General features: G+C 72.5%; 15 protein-coding genes. 12 read left to right on the forward strand and 3 right to left on the reverse strand.

All coding sequences use genetic code 11. The features are described 5' to 3' along the window. Both ACFWYS_RS20705 and ACFWYS_RS20710 read left to right on the forward strand, forming a co-directional pair. On the forward strand, positions 1-1,287 hold a 1,287-nt coding region (locus tag ACFWYS_RS20705), incomplete at its 5' end, for a hypothetical protein (RefSeq protein WP_384771221.1). Beyond that, positions 1,179-1,928: a hypothetical protein gene (locus tag ACFWYS_RS20710; protein ID WP_384771193.1), complete on the forward strand. Its 750-nt coding sequence runs from the start codon at positions 1,179-1,181 to the stop codon at positions 1,926-1,928. The genes ACFWYS_RS20705 and ACFWYS_RS20710, both read left to right, overlap by 109 nt. Positions 1,929-2,011: 83 nt before the next feature. Here ACFWYS_RS20710 and ACFWYS_RS20715 read toward each other — a convergent pair whose 3' ends face one another. Beyond that, positions 2,012-3,304: a DUF1015 domain-containing protein gene (locus ACFWYS_RS20715; protein WP_384770728.1), complete on the reverse strand. Its 1,293-nt coding sequence runs from the start codon at positions 3,302-3,304 to the stop codon at positions 2,012-2,014. A 72-nt stretch (positions 3,305-3,376) separates the two neighbouring features. Between ACFWYS_RS20715 and ACFWYS_RS20720 the strand changes: the two genes are divergently transcribed. The 4 genes from ACFWYS_RS20720 to ACFWYS_RS20735 all read left to right on the forward strand — a co-directional run bounded on the left by ACFWYS_RS20720 (position 3,377) and on the right by ACFWYS_RS20735 (position 7,612). Next, the gene (locus tag ACFWYS_RS20720) at positions 3,377-4,405 is read left to right on the forward strand and encodes an HAD hydrolase-like protein (RefSeq protein ID WP_384770731.1); all 1,029 of its coding nucleotides are present in this window, start codon (positions 3,377-3,379) and stop codon (positions 4,403-4,405) included. A 101-nt stretch (positions 4,406-4,506) separates the two neighbouring features. Continuing rightward, positions 4,507-5,550, forward strand: a complete 1,044-nt coding sequence (locus tag ACFWYS_RS20725) for a FecCD family ABC transporter permease (protein ID WP_384770734.1) — start codon at positions 4,507-4,509, stop codon at positions 5,548-5,550. Between the two features lie 32 nt (positions 5,551-5,582). Continuing rightward, positions 5,583-6,650 carry a FecCD family ABC transporter permease gene (locus ACFWYS_RS20730; protein WP_384771195.1) on the forward strand — a complete coding sequence of 356 codons (1,068 nt, stop codon included), beginning with the start codon at positions 5,583-5,585 and terminating at the stop codon, positions 6,648-6,650. Beyond that, positions 6,647-7,612 (forward strand): ABC transporter ATP-binding protein, encoded by a 966-nt coding sequence (locus tag ACFWYS_RS20735; protein ID WP_384770737.1) that lies wholly within the window; start codon positions 6,647-6,649, stop codon positions 7,610-7,612. The genes ACFWYS_RS20730 and ACFWYS_RS20735 overlap by 4 nt, the downstream gene beginning before the upstream one ends. Here ACFWYS_RS20735 and ACFWYS_RS20740 read toward each other — a convergent pair. Further along, positions 7,596-7,943 carry an SCP2 sterol-binding domain-containing protein gene (locus ACFWYS_RS20740; protein ID WP_384770740.1) on the reverse strand — a complete coding sequence of 116 codons (348 nt, stop codon included), beginning with the start codon at positions 7,941-7,943 and terminating at the stop codon, positions 7,596-7,598. The two genes, ACFWYS_RS20735 and ACFWYS_RS20740, sit on opposite strands and share 17 nt — an antisense overlap. A gap of 114 nt (positions 7,944-8,057) precedes the next feature. Here ACFWYS_RS20740 and ACFWYS_RS20745 point away from each other — a divergent pair, with 114 nt between their 5' ends. From ACFWYS_RS20745 to ACFWYS_RS20770, 6 genes are all read left to right on the forward strand, one after another. Beyond that, positions 8,058-8,387 carry a hypothetical protein gene (locus tag ACFWYS_RS20745; protein WP_384771198.1) on the forward strand — a complete coding sequence of 110 codons (330 nt, stop codon included), beginning with the start codon at positions 8,058-8,060 and terminating at the stop codon, positions 8,385-8,387. Positions 8,388-8,394: 7 nt separating this feature from the next. Then, a complete protein-coding gene (locus tag ACFWYS_RS20750; RefSeq protein ID WP_384770744.1) occupies positions 8,395-9,210 on the forward strand; it encodes a TlyA family RNA methyltransferase in 816 nt (271 codons plus the stop codon). Then, positions 9,207-10,112: an NAD kinase gene (locus tag ACFWYS_RS20755; RefSeq protein WP_384770747.1), complete on the forward strand. Its 906-nt coding sequence runs from the start codon at positions 9,207-9,209 to the stop codon at positions 10,110-10,112. The genes ACFWYS_RS20750 and ACFWYS_RS20755 overlap by 4 nt, the downstream gene beginning before the upstream one ends. Before the next feature lie 236 nt (positions 10,113-10,348). Next, positions 10,349-12,067 carry a DNA repair protein RecN gene (gene recN, locus ACFWYS_RS20760; protein ID WP_384771201.1) on the forward strand — a complete coding sequence of 573 codons (1,719 nt, stop codon included), beginning with the start codon at positions 10,349-10,351 and terminating at the stop codon, positions 12,065-12,067. Positions 12,068-12,337: 270 nt separating this feature from the next. Then, a complete protein-coding gene (locus ACFWYS_RS20765; protein ID WP_384770749.1) occupies positions 12,338-13,111 on the forward strand; it encodes a hypothetical protein in 774 nt (257 codons plus the stop codon). A gap of 396 nt (positions 13,112-13,507) precedes the next feature. Further along, entirely contained in the window at positions 13,508-14,644 is a 1,137-nt protein-coding gene (locus ACFWYS_RS20770; protein ID WP_384770752.1) for a glycosyltransferase family 4 protein, read from the forward strand. 15 nt (positions 14,645-14,659) lie between these two features. Here ACFWYS_RS20770 and ACFWYS_RS20775 read toward each other — a convergent pair whose 3' ends face one another. Beyond that, on the reverse strand, positions 14,660-16,354 hold the full coding sequence (locus ACFWYS_RS20775; protein ID WP_384770754.1) for a PucR family transcriptional regulator: 1,695 nt from the start codon (positions 16,352-16,354) through the stop codon (positions 14,660-14,662). Positions 16,355-16,504 lie beyond the last annotated feature (150 nt).

The raw sequence follows: 16,504 nt of genomic DNA on the forward strand, positions 1-16,504 counted from the left end.
GCGCCGATGGTACTGCAGGGGGGACCCTGTGGGAGAGTAGGACACCGCCGAACAATCTTTGGAGGACCCCTGGTCCCAGCGTTCAGCTGGGACCAGGGGTCCTTTTGTTTTTACAATGCTTGCGGTACCGAAGACAGGAGTCACCGATGTCCACCAACTCTCCCGACGACCGACCGGAGCGCGACCAGCGGCGACGGGACAGTGGTGACCGCAATGACCGGGGCGATCGAGGCGGATACCGCGGCGGGGACCGTGGTGGAGATCGCGGTGGGGATCGCGGTGGCTTCCGTCGTGACAACGACCGCCGCGACAACGATCGTCGTGACAACGACCGTGGTGACCGCGGTCGTTACCGTCGCGACGACAGCCGTGGTGGCTACGGCGGCCGGCGCGATGACCGTCGCGACGACCGGCGAGACGACCGCCGCGATGACCGCCGCGATGGTGACCGGGGGTCTCGGCCTGGGGTCCGTCGGGACGATCGGTTCGGTGGGCCACGTCGGGACGATCGGGATCGCGAGCGTGGGTTCCGCAGGGACGGCGACCGTCCCGCGTACCGTCGTGACGACCGCGGAGAGCGTCGGGACGACGACCGTGGTGGGTTCCGGCGTGATGACCAGCGCGGTGGCTACGGTCGCCGTGACGACCGGCGCGACGACCGTCGGGGCGATGACCGGGACCGCGGCTTCCGCCGTGACGACCGCCGTGATGACCGCCGTGATGACCGCCGCGACGACCGCCGTGACGACCGCCGTGATGACCGGCGTGACGGCGATCGTGGTGGCTTCCGGCGTGACGATCGGGACCGGGATCGTGGCTTCCGGCGTGATGACCGGGGTGACCGTGGCGATCGGGACCGTGGGTTCCGTCGGGACGACCGGGGTGACCGTGGTGACCGGGACCGTGGGTTCCGTCGGGACGAGCGGCGTGATGACCGTCGCGACGACCGGCGTGATGACCGACGCGACGGCGACCGTGGTGGCTTCCGGCGTGATGACAGCCGGGGTGAGCGCGGTGGGTTCCGGGGGCGGGACGACCGCGGTGGCCGGGCGCCCCGTCGTGACGATCGAGGTGGGCGTCCCGGAGGGTTCCGTGGGCGTGACGACCGTCGGGACGACCGGCGTGGTGGCGGCCGGTTCCGTGATGAGCGGGATCGGGACCGTGAGCCGATCAAGCGGCTGCCGATCCCCGAGGACGTCACGGGCGAGGAGATCGACAAGGACGTACGGCAGGAGCTCCAGAGCCTGCCCAAGGGGCTCGCGGAGGACGTCGCCAAGAACCTGGTGATGGTCGCGCGGCTCATCGACGAGGACCCCGAGGGGGCTTACGGCTACTCCAAGGTGGCGTTGCGGCTGGCTTCGCGTGTCGCTGCCGTACGCGAGGCGGCCGGGTTCGCGGCGTACGCGAATCAGAAGTACGCCGAGGCTCTCGCCGAGTTCCGGGCTGCTCGGCGGATGACCGGGAACACCGATCTGTGGCCCGTCATGGCCGACTGCGAGCGTGGGCTCGGGCGGCCGGAGAAGGCGCTGGACATGGCCGGGGCGCCCGACGTGCACAAGCTGGACAAGGCCGGGCAGGTCGAGATGCGGCTCGTCGCGGCCGGCGCCCGGCGTGACATGGGCCAGCTGGACGCGGCCATCGTGACGCTGCAGAGCCCCGAGCTGGCCTCCAACGCCGTACAGCCGTGGACCGCGCGGCTGCGGTACGCGTATGCCGACGCGCTGCTTGCCGCAGGGCGGCAGGGTGAGGCGCGGGAGTGGTTCGCGAAGGCTGTCGAGGCCGACAAGGACGGCAGCACGGACGCCTCCGACCGGCTTGCCGAGATGGACGGTGTCGAGTTCGTCGATGCCTTCAACGAGGACGAGGACGAGGACGGCGGTAGCGAGGGGCAGGCTCAGGGGCAGCCCGATGAGGGCGACAAGGAGTGAGCTGCTCAACGTGAGTCACGTATGAGGTGAGGGGGCGGGATCCCGGTCGGGGCCCGCCCCTTCGGCGTACCAAAGGACCGTTTCTAGAGGTCCAGTGCGCGCAGGACCAGGCCCGAGGCCGGCTTCGGGCCGAACGACGTCGACTTACGTGGCATCGTGACGCCCTGGCGGGCCAGGTCGCGTACGACGTCCTCGCGGACGGGGTGCATCAGGACGGCCGTACCGCCGTCGCGTTCCGCCTTGGTGACGGTGGCGGCGGTGTCGTGGATGTAGGCGATGCGGGTGGGGTCGTCCTCGGGGATGTGCCAGACGTGGGCGAGGAGCGTGGCGTGCAGGACGGTCGCGTCCAGGGTGCGCCAGGCGGCGGGGCGGTCGGCGGGCACCGTGCGGGCGAGGAGGGCCGCGTCCGGTTGGTCGACGAGGTGGAAGGCGCCGTCTCCGGCGAGGAGGTAGGAGTTGCTCGCGCACGCGGCGTCGGCCAGCGCCTCCAGGGCCTCGGACAGCGGGACTTCGAGGCGGCGGACGCGGAACAGGCCGTCTAGGGCCGCCAGGGCGTCCGGCACGGACAGGCCGTGCAGGAGGCGGTGGATGGCGCGGACGCGCAGGGGGTAGCGGGCGGTGTCGACCAGGAGGACCAGGCCGTAGTCCCAGGGGCTGGGCGAGGAGTGCTCCGCGCGTAGACGGCGGTACGTCGCCCAGCGGTGGTGGCCGTCGGCGATCAGGGCCTGGTGGCGGGTTAGGTCGGACCGGATGCCGGCGAGGTCGGCGGGGTCGGTGATCGACCAGAGGCGGTGGCTGAAGCCGTCCTCCGTGGTGGTCGACAGCAGCGGTGGGCTTTCGACCGTGCGCTCGATGACGGCGGTCGTGTCGGCCGCCGTGCCGTTGCCTCGGTAGGTCAGGAGCAGGGGTTCGAGGTTCGCGGACGTGGCGCGCATCAGGGCCGCCCGGTCGGCGACCACATGCGGCATGACGTCCTCGTGCGGCAGGACCAGGCCCTCCGACGGCTCCGTCACGCGCAGGGCGCCGATGATCCCGCGCTGTAGCATGCCGTCGCCGTCATGCTGTTCGTAGACGTAGAAGCCGGGCTCGGGGTCGGCGGCCAGCACGCCGTCGGACAGCCAGCGGTGCAGGGTCCGCGCCGCCTGTTCGTTGCGGGCGCTGGGGGTGCCGGCCTGGGGGAGGATCAGGCGGACGATGTTGTGCGGGTCGGCCGACTCAAGATGGAGCAGGCCGTCGGGGCGGACCACGACGTCGTACGGCGGTGAAGTCACCGCGGCCAGGCTGCCGACCCGGTCGGGGTCGTAACGAAGGCCTCGGAACGGGGTGAGTTCGAGGCCTCGGCGCTCCATTGCTTCCGGGTGACCTGCTGTGTTCATCCCGGCATCGTACGGGTGTCGGTGGCATGGGGGATGATCGGGGGAAAGCCGTCGAACGAGGAGCGATGCGGAATGAGCCAGAGCGTCAGGACGAGGCCCGAGGGCAGTGGCCAGGCCCTCAGCGAGGCGTACGACACGGCGCTGCTCGACCTCGACGGTGTGGTGTACGCGGGCGGCAATGCGATCGTGCATGCCGTCGAGTCGCTGGCCGAGGCCCGGGCGGGCGGGATGCATCTCGCCTACGTCACGAACAACGCCCTGCGGACTCCGGACGTCGTGGGCGCGCATCTGACCGCGCTCGGGATACCCACGGGCGCGGACGACGTGATCACCTCGGCGCAGGCGGTCGCGCGGCTGATCAGTGAGCAGGTGCCGGAGGGCGCCCGCGTGCTGGTGATCGGCGGGGAGGGGCTGCGGGTGGCGCTGCGGGAGCGCGGCCTTGAGCCGGTCGAGTCGGCGGACGACGACCCCGCGGCGGTCGTGCAGGGGTATGGCGGGCCCGAGCTGCCGTGGGGGCGGTTCGCGGAGGCCTGTTACGCCGTCTCGCGCGGGGTGCCCTGGTTCGCGTCGAACACCGACCTGACGATCCCGGGCGCGCGGGGCATCGGGCCGGGCAACGGGGCGGCGGTGGAGGTCGTACGGATAGCCACCGGCGCCGAGCCGCAGGTGGCGGGCAAGCCGTTGCCTCCCATGCACCGGGAGACGATCCTGCGGACCGGCGCCGAGCGGCCGCTGGTGATCGGGGACCGGCTGGACACGGACATCGAGGGCGCGTTCAACGGCGGCGTCGACTCGCTGCTCGTCCTGACCGGGGTGACCGACGGCGCGCAGCTGCTGGCCGCGCCGCCGCAACACCGGCCGACATATGTCGACGCCGATCTGCGGGGGTTGCTCACCGGGCAGCCGGAAGTGGTCCAGGAGGGGACCGGCTTCCGGTGCGGGGGCTGGACGGCGAGCGCCGGGGCAGAGCGGCTGGAACTCGATGGTGACGGTGCGGGCTTGGACGGGCTGCGGGCGCTCTGCGCGGCGGCCTGGACCGTGGCCGGGGAGGGCTCGTGCGCGCTGGATGCGGGGAAGGCGCTGGCGCGGCTGGGGTTGTGAGGGGGCCGGGGTTGCGAGGGGGCGTACGGCTGCGGAGTGAAGCCGGGCATGGGCATGCAGCGGGATCGTGGCTGAATGGGAGGGTAGGCTAACCTAACTGCGTGTTGGTCGACAGTCCTCCCGAACAGCGCGCGGAGCCCGAGCCCGCGCCCCCAACCCGACGGGCGATACGTGCCGTTGGGCTGCTCGTCTCTGTCCTGATCCTGGTGGTCGTCGCGTTGGCGAGTATCGCGATCGGGGCGAAACAGCTGTCCGTCGGGGAGGTCTGGCACGGCCTGTTCGAGTCCTCCGGGACCTACCGCGACGTCGTGGTCGACGACCGGATCTCGCGCACCGTCCTCGGGCTGCTGGCCGGCGCCGCCCTCGGTCTCTCCGGGGCCGTGCTGCAGGCGCTCACCCGTAATCCGCTCGCCGATCCCGGTCTGCTCGGCATCAACGCGGGTGCGTCCGCCGCCGTCGTCACCGCCATCACCTTCTTCGGCGTCACGAGTCTGAGCGGCTATGTCTGGTTCGCCTTCCTCGGTGCGGCCGCGGTCGGGGCGATGGTCTGGTTCCTCGGCGGCAGCCGGGGTGCCACCCCGGTGCGGCTGGCGCTCGCCGGTACGGCGATCAGCGCCGCGCTCTACGGCTATCTCCAGGCCGTGATGATCACGGACGACGCGGCGCTCAACAAGATGCGCTTCTGGACGGTCGGTTCACTGTCCTCGGCGAACGACGAGACCATCACGCAGGTGCTGCCGTTCCTGCTCGCGGGCACCGTCCTCGCGCTCGCCCTCGCCCGGCCGCTGAACGCCATGGAGATGGGCGACGACACCGCCAGGGCCCTCGGTGCCCATCTGAACCGCACCCGGGTGCTGTCGATGCTCGCCGCGACCGTGCTGTGCGGCGCCGCGACCGCGGCCTGCGGGCCGATCGTGTTCGTGGGCCTGATGGTGCCGCACGTCGTGCGGTCCTTCACCGGGCCCGACCTGCGCTGGATCCTGCCGTACGCGGCCGTTCTGTCGCCCGTGCTGCTGCTCGGCGCCGACGTCCTCGGCCGGATCGTGGCCCGGCCCTCCGAGCTCCAGGTCGGCATCGTCACCGCGATCCTCGGCGGACCGGTCTTCATCTTTCTCGTACGACGGCGGAGGACGGCACAGCTGTGAGCACCGCAGTGAAGAACGCGACGGGGAGCGATGTGAAGACCGCGGCGAAGGACACCCGTGCCACCCGGGCCACCCGTGCCGTGCGGACACCGGGCGGGTTCTCGGTCCGGCTGGACGTCCGGGCGTTGACCGTCGTCGTCCTGCTGCTGGTCGCCGCGCTCGCCGCGAGCGTGCTGCTGATCGGCACCGGCGACTTCCCGATCCCGGCGGGCGACGTACTCAGGACGCTGGTCGGCGACGGCAACGCCGGGCAGGAGTTCATCGTCAACGAGCTGCGGCTGCCGCGGGTCCTGGTCGGGCTCTTGGTCGGGGCCTCGCTCGGCCTCGGCGGTGCGCTGTTCCAGGCGCTGTCCCGCAACCCGCTCGGCAGTCCCGACATCCTGGGCCTCGGGCAGGGAGCCACGGCCGGGGCGCTCGTGGTGATCGTGGTGTTCTCCGGGGGGTCCGGGCAGGTCACCGTGGGTGCGCTCGCGGGCGGACTCGGGACCGGGCTGGCCATCTATCTGCTCGCCTGGAAGCGAGGCGTGCACGGTTATCGACTGGTGCTGGTCGGAATCGGCATGTCCGCGATCATGACGGCGGTCAACGGCTATCTGCTGACGAAGGCCGACCTGGTCGACGCGGCCCGCGCGCTGGTGTGGATGACCGGCTCCCTCAGCGGCCGTGACTGGGCCCAGGTCTGGCCGCTGCTGTGGCTGTGCGCCGTCCTCGTGCCGTTCGTCCTCGTCAGCGCGCGCGACCTGCGGATGATGGAGATGGGCGACGACGTCTCGTACGCCCTCGGGGTGCGGGTCGAGCGGGTCCGGCTGCTGCTGATGCTGTCCGCCGTGCTGCTCACCGCGGCCGCCACCGCCGCCGCCGGTCCGGTCAGCTTCGTGGCGCTCACCGCCCCGCAGCTCGCCCGGCGCCTGACCCGCTCGCCCGGGCCGAACCTGCTGCCGTCCCTGTGCATGGGCGCCGCCCTCCTCGTCACCGCCGACTGGGTCTCCCAGCAGGTCTTCGGCGCCGACCAGATGCCCGTGGGCGTGGTCACGGGTGTGCTCGGCGGCCTGTACCTGCTCTGGCTGCTGGTCACCGAGCGCAGGGCGGGCCGGATATGAGCGCCCGCAGCAGCGAGAGCCGTAGCACGAGCCGCAGCGAGAGCCGCGGCAAGAGCGGCGGCGAGGGCCTCAGCAGCGGGCCGAACAACGGGCTGATCAACGGGCTGAACAACCGAAGGAGCACTGTGAACCGCCTGTCCGCCGACAACGTCACCCTCGCCTACGACCAGCGGGTCATCGCCGAGCAGCTGTCGGTCGAGATACCCGACAACTCCTTCACCGTGATCGTCGGCCCGAACGCGTGCGGCAAGTCCACGCTGCTGCGGGCGCTGTCACGGATGCTCAAGCCCAGCCAGGGCCGGGTGCTCCTTGACGGGCAGGTCATCCAGTCGATGCCGGCCAAGAAGGTCGCCCGCACGCTGGGTCTGCTGCCGCAGTCGTCGATCGCGCCCGACGGGATCACCGTCGCCGACCTGGTGGGCCGTGGCCGGTACCCGCATCAGGGGATCCTGCGCCAGTGGTCGACCGAGGACGAGCGGGTCGTCCAGGAGTCGATGGAGCAGACCGGGGTCGCCGAGCTCGCGGATCGCTATGTCGACGAACTCTCGGGTGGGCAGCGCCAGCGCGTGTGGATCGCCATGGCGCTCGCCCAGCAGACACCGCTGCTGCTGCTCGACGAGCCGACGACCTACCTCGACATCCAGCACCAGATCGACGTCCTCGACCTGTGCGCCGAGCTGCACGAGGAGCAGGGGCGCACGCTGGTCGCCGTGCTGCACGACCTCAACCACGCTGCCCGCTACGCCACGCACCTCATCGCCCTGCGCGGCGGGGAGATCATCGCCGAGGGCGCGCCCAACGACATCGTCACGGCCGAGCTGGTCGAGGAGGTCTTCGGACTGCGGTGCCAGGTGATCGACGACCCGGAGACGGGGACGCCGCTGGTGGTGCCGGCGGCGCGGAAGGCGCGGGTCGGGGACAAGGCCGACGTCAAGAAGGTGGCGGCTACAGAAGCTTCCTGAGCAGCAGCAGGTCGCGGACGCCCGCGTGCAGCTTCACCCGGCCCGAGCCCCAGGCCTTGGCGAAGTGCAGCTCGCCGTCGACCAGGGCGATCAGGTCGTCGCCGGTCATGCCCAGTCTGATCTGGGCCTTCTCGCGGGGCGGGCCCTGGAGTGTCTCGTGGACGTGGATCCGGCCGTCCGCCATACGGCCGACGAACGTGACGTCCAGGTCGGTGATGTGGCAGCTCACCGAGCGGTCCAGGGCCGCGGCCGTGCGGGCGTCCCCTTCGGCGCGCTGCATGTTGTCCGAGAGCTTTTCGAGTGCGGCGCGGCACTCCTCGATCGTGGCCATCGCGATCGACGGTACCCCAGCGGTTCGGGGTAGCGTCTGGGCATGAGCGACACAGTTCCGGAGACGGACATCCCGGATACGGGGATCCCCGAGGCGGAGATCCCCGGGACGGGGATGCCGGAGGACGGCGTCGAGGAGGAGGGCGCCGCGGAGAAGGCCGCCGCGGAGGCCGGGCTCGCGGTCGAACCCGAGTACGACCCCGCCGCCCCCGCCCCGCTGAACGTCCCCCGCACGCCCACCGGCGACGCGGAGGTCGACGCCCGGCTGGAGCGGCTGGGTGATGCCGACCACCTCGCCACGGACGGGCACATCGAGGTGTACGAGGATGTACACCGGGGGCTGCGCGACGCGCTCACCGCGCTCGACGCCCGCCCGGGACCCCCGGCGCCCTCACCGTCGTATGACCAGAGGGCGCCTTCACCCTCGTATGGCACTAGGAGCTGAACCGAACGTGGCAGGAGTCGCACGTCTTCGTCTGGACGCGGAGCTGGTCCGCCGGAAGCTCGCGCGCTCGCGTGAGCACGCCAGCCAGCTGATCGCGGCCGGGCGGGTCACCGTCGGCAAGACCGTCGCGACCAAGCCCGCCACCCAGGTGGAGAAGGCGGCGGCGATCGTCGTCCGGGTCGACGACAGCGATCCTGAGTACGTCTCGCGGGGCGGGCACAAGCTCGCCGGCGCGCTGGCGGCGTTCGTGCCCCTGGGACTCGTGGTGAAAGGGCGGCGGGCGCTGGACGCCGGCGCCTCCACCGGGGGTTTCACCGATGTGCTGCTGCGGTCGGGGGCCGCGCATGTCGTCGCCGTCGACGTCGGATACGGACAACTCGCCTGGACTCTCCAAAGCGATGAACGCGTCACCGTCAAGGACCGTACGAACGTACGCGAGTTGACGCTCGAAGCGATCGATGGGGAGCCAGTGGATCTTGTCGTGGGGGATCTGTCCTTCATCCCGCTCGGCCTGGTGCTGCCCGCCCTGGTGCGGTGCGTGAAACCGGACGCCGACCTGGTGATGATGGTCAAGCCGCAGTTCGAGGTGGGGAAGGAACGGCTGGGCAGTGGGGGAGTCGTACGGAGTCCGCAGCTGCGGGCGGAGGCCGTGCGCGGTGTTGCCGAGAAGGCGGGGGAACTCGGGCTCGGGGTGAACGGGGTCACGGCGAGTCCGTTGCCCGGACCCTCGGGGAATGTCGAGTACTTTCTGTGGCTGCGTGCCGGGGCGCCCGCTCTGGACCCGGCCGACGTTGACCGTGCAGTGGCGGAGGGGCCGCTTTGATGCAGAACCGAGCTCGTACTGTTTTTCTGCTCGCCCACACCGGGCGGCCCGCGGCCATCCGCAGCGCCGAACTCGTGGTGAAGGGGCTGGTGCGGTCAGGGATCGGCGTACGGGTGCTGGAGGCGGAGGCGCAGGATCTGCCGCTGCCGGACGAGGTGGAGCTGATCCGGGAGGCGACTCCGCAGTGCCTCGACGGGTGCGAGCTGCTCATCGTGCTCGGCGGCGACGGGACGCTGCTGCGCGGCGCCGAGTTCGCGCGGGCGTCCGGGGTGCCGATGCTGGGCGTGAACCTCGGCCGGGTCGGGTTCCTCGCGGAGGCCGAGCGGGACGATCTCGACAAGGTTGTCGACCGGGTCGTCACCAAGGCGTACGAGGTCGAGGAGCGGATGACCGTCGACGTCGTCGTGCATCAGAACGGCGATGTCGTGCACACCGACTGGGCGCTGAACGAGGCGGCCGTGCAGAAGGCCGGGGCCGAGAAGCTGCTTGAGGTCGTGCTGGAGATCGACGGGCGGCCGGTCACGGGGTTCGGGTGTGACGGGATCGTCCTTTCGACTCCGACCGGGTCCACGGCTTATGCCTTCTCCGCAGGTGGGCCTGTGGTGTGGCCGGAGGTCGAGGCGTTGTTGATGGTGCCGATCAGTGCGCACGCGTTGTTCGCGAAGCCGTTGGTGACGTCGCCGGATTCTGTGCTTGCCGTGGAGGTTCTGCCGCACATTCCGCCGGGTGTGTTGTGGTGTGACGGGCGGCGGACCGTTGAGCTGCCGCCTGGGGCGCGGGTCGAGGTGCGGCGGGGGGCTGTGCCGGTGCGGCTGGCTCGGCTGCATCATGCATCGTTCACGGATCGGTTGGTCGCGAAGTTCGCGTTGCCGGTTTCCGGTTGGCGAGGGGCGCCTCATTAGCGGTTCGTAGGGGGTGGTGGGGGACTTACGGCGGCTGCGGGTGGTTCGTGGCTGGTCGCGCCCACGCGGCGGAGCCGCACATCGATACAGCCCCGCGCCCCTGAAGGGCGTGACACTCGCCCGGGTGACAATGTGATGTCGATACACATTCGTCACCTGCACCTTCACATCATGGGACCGGGGGCCGTCGCACTCCGCGCCCCCGACCTCGTAAGGTCGTGTCCGTGTTGGAGGAGATGCGGATACGGTCGCTCGGAGTCATCGACGATGCGGTCGTCGAGCTGTCGCCGGGGTTCACCGCCGTCACCGGTGAGACCGGTGCGGGCAAGACCATGGTGGTCACCAGCCTCGGGCTGTTGCTGGGTGGGCGTGCCGACCCGGCGCTCGTGCGGATCGGGGCCGGCAAGGCGGTCGTGGAGGGGCGGATCACCGTGCCCGCGGGCGCCTCGGCCGTCGTGCGCGCCGAGGAGGCCGGGGCCGAGCTCGACGACGGGGCGTTGCTCATCAGCCGTACCGTTTCCGCCGAGGGGCGGTCGCGGGCGCATGTGGGCGGGCGCAGTGTGCCCGTGGGGCTGCTCGCCGACCTCGCCGACGACCTCGTGGCCGTGCACGGGCAGACCGACCAGCAGGGGCTGCTGAAGCTGTCCCGGCAGCGGCAGGCGCTCGACCGGTACGCGGGGGACGCCGTCGCCGGGCCGCTGGACAAGTACGGCGAGGCCTACCGGCGGCTGCGTGCGGTGTCGGTGGAGCTGGAGGAGATCGTCACGCGCGCGCGTGAGCGGGCCCAGGAAGCCGACATGCTGCGGTACGGGCTCGACGAGATCGCCGGGGTCGAGCCGCGCGCCGGTGAGGACGTGGAGCTGGGCGAGGAGGCCGAGCGGCTCGGGCACGCCGAGGCGCTGTCGTCCGCCGCCACGGCCGCTCACGCGGCCCTCGCCGGTAACCCCGAGGACCCCGAGGGCATCGACGCCGCCACGCTCGTCGCGGGCGCTCAGCGGGCCCTGGACGCCGTGCGGTCGCACGATCCGGCGCTGGCCGCGCTGGCCGACCGGATCGGGGAGATCGGGATCCTGCTGGGCGATGTCGCCGGGGAGCTGGCGGGGTACGCCGACGACCTGGACGCCGATCCGCTGCGGCTGTCGGCCGTGGAGGAGCGGCGGGCCGCGCTCGGCGCGCTGACGCGGAAGTACGGCGAGGACGTGGCCTCGGTGCTGGCCTGGGCCGAGCGCAGTGCCACGCGGCTCACCGAACTGGACAGCGACGACGAGCGGATCGACGAGCTGACCGCCGAGCGGGACGCGCTGCGGACCGAGTTGGGCGGGCTGGCGCAGGCGCTCACCGATGCGCGGACGGAGGCCGCCGAGCGGTTCGCCGCCGCCGTGACCGCCGAGTTGGCCTCGCTCGCGATGCCGCACGCGCGCGTGTCCTTCGACATCCGGCAGACCGAGGACCCGGAGGGCGTCGAGGTCGGCGGGCGTACGGTCGCTTACGGGCCGGCCGGTGCCGACGAGGTCGAGCTGCTGCTCGCTCCGCATCCGGGGGCACCGCCGCGGCCCATCGCCAAGGGGGCGTCCGGCGGTGAGCTCTCGCGCGTGATGCTCGCCGTGGAGGTCGTGTTCGCGGGGACGGATCCCGTGCCGACGTATCTCTTCGACGAGGTCGACGCCGGTGTCGGCGGCAAGGCGGCGGTCGAGATCGGGCGGCGGCTGGCACGGCTGGCGAAGACCGCGCAGGTCGTGGTCGTGACCCACCTTCCGCAGGTGGCCGCCTTCGCCGACCGGCAGTTGCTCGTCGAGAAGACGAACGACGGGTCGGTCACCCGGTCCGGGGTGAAGGTCCTGGAGGGCGAGGAACGGGTCCGGGAGCTGTCGCGGATGCTTGCCGGGCAGGAGGACTCGGAGACAGCTCGGGCCCATGCGGAGGAACTGCTGGCGACCGCTAGGGCGGACGTTTAGCGGGCGGCTCCGGGTGGGCGGGCGGTGCTGTGGACCGATCCGCGAGGGTGGCGGTTGTCGGGCCGAGCCCGTGAGGGTGGCGGTTGGGGACTGCTCCGCGAGGTGGTGCTGTCGGGGTGTGACGCGTGGCGGCGCTGTCGGGATGGGGCGTGTGGCGGACCGGGCTGTCGGCGGTGGTCCGGGCCGACTGCGGTGGGCCGTTTTGTCGGTCGCGGCCGGGGGGCGGCAGCTGTGGCGGGGATTGTCAGTGGTGGCTCGTAGGGTGGCCGCATGATCGAACGAGCCCCGAGGACCACCGCCTTCGGCCTCTCCGCCGGCCTCACCCGCGCCACCGTCACCGCGCTGCGCGCCAAGGCCCCGGGCGGGCGGGGCCGTTGGGAGCGGAAGAACTACGCGGGCCGGACCGTGGAGCTGTACGCCGGTGCCGCCGCCGCCCTGGCGACCGCGGTGGGGACGGGACGGGTGCGGCCGGCCGCCGGAGTCGCGGTGGCCGTCGCCGGGGTATGCGGGGCGTACGACGATGTCGCCGGGGCCGGTGATCCTCGGCGGGGGTTCCGGGCGCATCTCTCCGCCCTCCGGGACGGTGAAGTCACCAGCGGTGCGGTGAAGTTGTTCGGCATATCCGCCGCCGGGCTCGTCGCGGGGGCGTTCCTCAAGGAGCGGCCGGTGGACAGGCTGCTCGCGGGCGTGGTGATCGCCGGGGCCGCGCACTTCGTCAACCTCGTGGACGTAAAGCCGGGCAGGGCCGCCGGTGCGGTGCTCGCGCTCGGGGCGCCGGGGCTGCTCCGTGAGGGGCCCGGCGCCGGGATCGCGGCCACCGCCATGGGCGCCGCCGCGGCCGTCCTGCCCGACGACCTCGGCGAGCGGGCGATGATCGGCGACGCCGGTGCTCACGCCCTGGGTGCGGCCCTGGGCGCTGCCGTCGTCGCCGGGAACGGCCGGGCGGGGCTGGCCGTGCACGCTGCCGCGCTGGTGGCCGCGGCGGTGTATGGCGACCAGGTGAGCGGGGTGGCGGCGCGGGGGTTGGGCGGGGGCGGGCGGTGAGGTGATGTGGGGGACGGGCGGTCAGGCGTGAGCCGGCCGCGCGCAATACCAACGCCCACCGCGCACGTGACCCCAGGCCCCCAAAGCGCCACATCGGCCCTGGTCATGTGGCCGCCGTCGGCCCCAGCGCGGCGCATTGGGGCGCGTTGGTCGGCGAGGCGTACGCCCCGCGTGGGTGTTCGGGTGGAACGTGGGCTTCCTCACCCGTGCGGGTGACTCGGCTCGCCGAGTCGACCGGTCGCTGTCCACTCGGCGGTCCCGGAACACCCGTACGTGCTGGCATCCTTGGCGTAAACACGTCGTATGCGTAGGGATCCTCGCGGTACACCCCCTCCGCCCGATCCTTCTGTACTTTCTTCGTGACCGCCCGACCCAGAACCCAGGAGCCCCGGCCACGTGACCCCCGTGAGCAGCCACTCACCGCACGGCCAGTCGTCGCTGCGCACCGTGCAGGTGCTGGGCGGCGGCAACGCCGGCAGTAGCGCGCATGTGCGATCGCTGGCTTCGGGGCTGGTCGCGCGAGGCGTGCGGGTCACCGTGTGCGCCCCCGTCGAGGCCGATCATCTCTATGACTTCACGGGCGCCGGCGCCGAGCATGTGCACGTGCCGCGCAGCAGCGATCCCGGCTCGGTGGCCGCCCTGCGGGCCGCCTGCGCGGACGCCGACCTGGTGCACGCGCACGGGCTGCACGCCTCTTTCCGTGCCGTGCTGGCACTGAGCGGGCGGCGCACTCCGCTCGTCGTCACCTGGCACGACCGGGCCCATGCCGAGGGCGCCCGCGCCCATCTCGTACGGCTGTTGGAGCGGCGGGTCGTCAAGGCCGCCTCCGTCGTGCTCGGGTCCACCTCGGCCCTGGTCGACCGGGCCCGCCGGACCGGTGCGCGCGACGCGCGCCTGGCCGCCGTCGCGCTGCCCGTGCTCCGCCGTGCCGTCCAGCACGACGACCCCGACCGGCTGCGGCCCAAGGTCCGTGCCGAACTCGGCGCCACCGGACGCCCGTTGCTGATCGCCGTCGGCTCGCTGGAGCGGCATCGCGGATACGACGTGCTGCTGGACGCCGCGTGCGCGTGGCGGCGGCTCGATCCCGTGCCGTTGGTCGTGATCGCGGGGGAGGGGGCGCTGCGGGCCGATCTGCAGCGCCGTATCGAGGACGAGGGGCTGCCCGTGCGGCTCATCGGGCGGCGCGACGACGTCACCGAACTGCTCGCCGCCGCCGACATCGCGCTTCTCTCCAGCAGTTGGGAGTCGCGGTCCCTGCTGGCCCAGGAGGCGCTGCACGCACGCGTGCCGCTCGTCGCCACCGACGTCGGCGGCATGGCGGAACTCGTCGGCGACGCCGCCGAACTCGTCCCGTACGGCAATGCGAAGGCGCTCGCCGACGCCGTCGTACGGCTGCTCGGCGATCCGGAGCGGCAGGAGCTTCTCAAGGAGCGGGGCGTGCGCCAGGTGGCCACCTGGCCGACCGAGGACGAGACCGTCGCCCAGGTGCTGAGTGTCTACGACGAGTTGACGCAGCCGCAGCCCATGATCTAGTCGCCCGGAGAGGTCCTAGGGCACATGCCGCCGCGCCCGTAGTGCCAGGCTCAATGCCAGTACCGTCTGCGGGTCGTCGAGGTCCGTGCCGAGCAACTCGCCGATGCGGGCGAGACGGTTGTAGAGCGTCTGGCGGTTGAGGTGGAGCTCGCGGGCCGTCTCCGCCTTGCGGCCCGCGTGCGCCAAGTACGTCTGCAGGGTGGGGAGAAGAGGCGGCCGGGAGCGGTGGTCGTGGTCGCGGAGCGGGCCGATCGCTCGGTCCACGAAGGCCGCGAGGTCCGGATGGTCGCGCAGGCGCCACAGCAGCAGGTCGATGTCCAGGCGCCGGGCGTCGTACCAGGGGCGGTCCGGCAGGCCCTGTGCCGCCGTCGCCGTCTCCGCCGCGTGCCTGAGGCCCGCCGAGGCCGCCGCCCAGCCGCCGGCCACCCCGACGACCACGACCGGCGGCTGCGTCCCCGGCCGCTGGATCCCGGCCCGCTCCACACCCGCCCGCAGCGCCGCCGCGACCCGGTCCGCGACCGCCGACCGCTCCGACTCCGAACGCAGGCCCAGCAGCAGGGGGACGCGCCCCTCGACGGGCCGTACGCCCAGCAGCACCGGAACTCCCACGGACGCCAGCTCCTCGGCGACCGCGCGCGCCAGCACCGCCCAGCCGCCGCCCGGCGACAACACGTCCCCGAGCCGCATCACGACCGGCAGCAGCGGGCTGTCACCCGGCTTGAAGCCCAGCACGCGCGCCTGCGCCGGGGCGTCCTCGGCGGAGACACGGCCCTCCGCGAGGTCGGTGAGGAAGTCCCCGCGCCCGCGTGCCGCCAGCTCCTCCTCCTGCCGAGCCTGCATCAGCACCACGGCCAGGATGCCCGCGGCCCGCTCGGCGGCGATGCGATGCACGGGCGTGAGCGCGCCCCGCACGGGCAGGAGGACGAGCCGTGCCCGCACCGAGCCCGTCCCGGCGCCGCCGCCCGGAACGTCCACCAGCACCGATCCGGCGGGCGGCGGGGTGTCTTTGTGCTGCTCCCGCAGCCCCTCCCACACCTGCAGCGGATCCGCGCCCTCGGGACCGGCCCCGGCGGCGTACAGCAGCCGTCCGTCCGTCGTCTCCAGGAAGACCGGGTTGCCGCTGAAGTCGGCCAGGATGCCCAGGACCTGGGGCACACCACCGCCGCCGAGCAGTGCTTCCGTGCACCGGCGGTGCACCTCCTCCGCCCGTTGCAGCAGCGCGTAGTGGCCGTTGACGATCTCCGTGTGGATCTCCTCGGTGACCGTCACGAAGGGCACCTCGCGATGCAGCTGGACCAGCGGCAGACCGGCCGTACGGGCCGTGTCGACCAGCGCGGCGGGCAGACGCGTGAAACGCGGGCCGAGCTCGACGACGAGGGCCGCGATGCCGCGCTCGGCCAGGGTGCGCACGAACGCGCGCTGGTCGGCCGGGCGGGTGCCGAGGCCGTAGCCGGTGGTCAGCAGCAGCTCCCCGCCCTTGAGCAGCGAGGCGATGTGGGGCACCTCGCCCGCGTGCACCCAGCGCACGGTCCGCCCCAGCCGGTCGGCGCCCGCGAGGATCTCGGGGAGCCCGCTGCGCAGCCCGGGCAGCTCCAGCGCCCGCCGCACGGTGATTCCGGCGCCGTGGGTGCCGAATCCGGCACCGGGACCGCTGTCCCTGCCGCCCGTACTGCCTGTACCGCCGCCCGTACCGCCCGTACCGCTGTCCATGAACCGGACGCTACCCGCGCGCCCGCTTCCCCGACATATCCAGGCGGTCACGGAGACGATCACCGGCCCCCGGCGCCCGACAATGCGTCGCGCCGCACCCGGCATTGCCGGACCCCCTGTCTGTTGTGGCATACGTCACCGCCCCGCCAC

The sequence above is a fragment of the Streptomyces sp. NPDC059010 genome (assembly GCF_042740355.1).
GTDB lineage: Bacteria > Actinomycetota > Actinomycetes > Streptomycetales > Streptomycetaceae > Streptomyces.